The following is a 2,862-nucleotide window of genomic DNA, read 5'->3' as shown; positions in this document are numbered from 1 at the left end:
CTGCACCTCGGTCAGCAGCCGCACCGCCCCAGCCGACCAGTCCACGTGCGGCGACGGCTCATCCACATGCAAGGTCTGCGGCAGAACACCCTTCCGCATCGCCATGACCATCTTGATCACGCCACCCACGCCGGCAGCGGCCTGCGTGTGACCGATGTTCGACTTCAGCGACCCCAGCCACAAAGGCCGGTCGCGTTCCTGGCCGTAGGTCGCGAGGAGCGCCTGGGCCTCGATCGGGTCGCCGAGCTTGGTGCCCGTGCCGTGTGCCTCGACCACATCCACATCGGCGGCCGTCAGACCGGCGTTGGCCAGCGCCTGGCGGATCACCCGCTGCTGGGAAGGACCGTTCGGCGCGGTGATCCCGTTACTGGCACCGTCCTGGTTGATCGCCGACCCCTTCAGGACCGCCAGCACCTGGTGCCCGTTGCGCCGGGCGTCGGACAGCCGCTCCACCAGCAGCACACCGACGCCCTCACCCCAGCCGGTGCCATCAGCCGCCGCCGAGAACGCCTTACAGCGCCCGTCCATGGACAGGCCCCGCTGCCGCGAAAACTCGATGAACATCCCCGGCGTCGACATCACCGTCACACCGCCGGCCAGCGCCAGATCGCACTCACCGGACCGCAACGCCTGAGCAGCCCAGTGCAACGCCACCAAGGACGACGAACACGCGGTGTCCACGGTCACCGCCGGGCCCTCGAACCCGAACGTGTAGGACACCCGTCCGGACACCAGGCTGCCGCCGCTGGTCGACGCCGGAGTGCCCAGGCCGTAGTCGTGATACATCACCCCGGCGAACACACCCGTCCGGCTCCCCCGCAGCCCATGGGGATCGATCCCCGCGCGCTCGACCGCCTCCCACGACGCCTCCAGCAGGAGCCGCTGCTGCGGATCCATCGCCAACGCCTCACGTGGCGAGATACCGAAGAAGACAGGATCGAACTCGGCGGCGTCGTACAGGAACCCGCCCAGGCGCGTGTAAGTCTTGCCCGGCGTGCCGGGCTCCGGTCCGTACACCCCGTCCACATCCCAGCCGCGATCAGTCGGGAAGTCTCCGATCGCGTCGCGGGCCTGTGACACCAGCTCCCATAGGTCCTCCGGCGAGGCCACGCCACCCGGGTACCGGCACGCCATGCCGACGATCGCGATCGGCTCGTCCGTCGCCGTCGTGGTGACAGCCACAGCCTGCGAGGACTGCCCACCGACCAGCTCACCCGCCAGGAACTCCGCCACCGCCTCGGCCGTCGGGTAGTCGAAGATGAGGGTGGCCGGGAGCCGCAGCCCGGTGGCCGCGTTGAGCTGGTTGCGGAACTCGACCGCGGTCAGCGAGTCGAAGCCGAGGTCCTGGAACGGGCGTTGCCGGTCGATGGCCGACCCGTCGGCGAACCCGAGCACCGTGGCCACGCTGCCGCGGACCAGGTCTGTCAGCATCGTCCGGCGTCCGGCCGGGTCCAGCGCGGCCAGGCGCTGGGCGAGCCCGTTGGCGCTGCCGGCACGACGCACCAGGGTGCGCCCGTTAGTCCTGGTTTGTACGAACCGTGCGGGAATGAGCAGCGCCTGGCCGGACGACACAGCGGTGTCGAAGAGAGCGAGCCCGTCATCGATGGACAGCGGCTTCACGCCTGCGCGTTCCATCCGGCGCAGGTCGGATTCCTTGAGCTCGCCCGCCATGCCGTCGGTGGCCCAGACGCCCCAGGCCAGCGAGGTGGCCGGGAGACCCTGCGCTCTGCGGTGGTGTGCCAGGGCGTCCAGGTACGCGTTGGCCGCGCCGTAGTTGCCCTGGCCCGCGCTGCCCAGCAGCCCGGCGACCGAGGAGAACAGCACGAACGCGGCCAGGCCGAGATCCCGCGTGAGCTCGTGCAGGTGCCGCGCCGCGTCGGCCTTGGGCCGCAGCACGGCGTCGAGGCGCTCCGGCGTGAGGGAGGCGATGACCCCGTCGTCCAGAACACCTGCCGTATGGACGACGCCCGTCAGCGGGTGCTCGGCGGGGATCGAGGTGATCAGTCGGGCGAGGGCCTCGCGGTCGCCGACGTCGCAGGCGGCCACCGACACGTTGGCGCCGTACTCGGCCAGCTCGACCGCGAGTGCGGCGGCACCGGGCGCCTCCAGGCCCCGGCGGCTGACCAGCAGCAGGTGCCTGACCTCGTGCTCGGCGACCAGATGCCGGGCCACCAGCGCGCCCAACCCGCCGGTGCCCCCGGTGACCAGCACGGTCCCCTCGGGTCCGCCGACCCAGGGTTCGCCGAGCCGGCCTGGCTCCTGTGATCCTGCGGCTCGGTTGAGGCGCGGGGTCAGCAGTTGACCGGCTCGGACGGCCAGTTGGGCCTCGCCCGTGGTCAGGGCCTGGTCGATCGTCTCCGCGCGCAGCGGCTCCGCGTCCAGGTCCAGCAGCATGAACCTGCCGGGCTGCTCGGCCTGCGCGGCCCGTACCAGACCCCACACCGCCGCCTGCGCCGGATCCGGCACGTCCTCCGGACCGGCCGCCACCGCGCCGCGCGTGACGACGACCAGCCGGGACGAGGTCAAGCGCTCGTCGGCGAGCCACTTCTGGACCAGCTCCAGCGTCGCGTGGGTCGTGGCGTGCACGTCCTGGCCGGCGGCCGGGCACGCGACCAGAACGGCCTCGGGCGGCTGGATGGAGGCGAGATCCGATCGGGTCTCGGTCCCCGTGCCCAGGTCATCGGGCCCCAGCACGACCCACCGGTGCGCCTCTTGAGCGGGAGCGGCCGGGACCACCACCCAGTCGAGCTGGTGCAGCAAGCCCTGGGTGTCGGATGCGCTGAGTTCGGTGGCGGACAGAGCACGCAAGGTGAGCGCATTGACCTCGGCCACCGGCGCGCCGGTCTCGTCGGCGATGCTCAA

Annotated in this window: 1 protein-coding gene; it reads right to left on the bottom strand. The window is 71.6% G+C overall.

The genetic code is table 11. From position 1 onward, the window contains the following. On the bottom strand, positions 1-2,862 hold a 2,862-nt coding region (locus tag ACFKCF_RS61455), incomplete at both ends, for an SDR family NAD(P)-dependent oxidoreductase (protein ID WP_394506752.1).

The sequence above is a fragment of the Nonomuraea sp. JJY05 genome (assembly GCF_043496855.1).
Lineage (GTDB): Bacteria > Actinomycetota > Actinomycetes > Streptosporangiales > Streptosporangiaceae > Nonomuraea.
The sequence above is the reverse complement of the archived record's forward strand: the minus strand, read 5'-3'. Positions and strand labels throughout refer to the sequence as shown.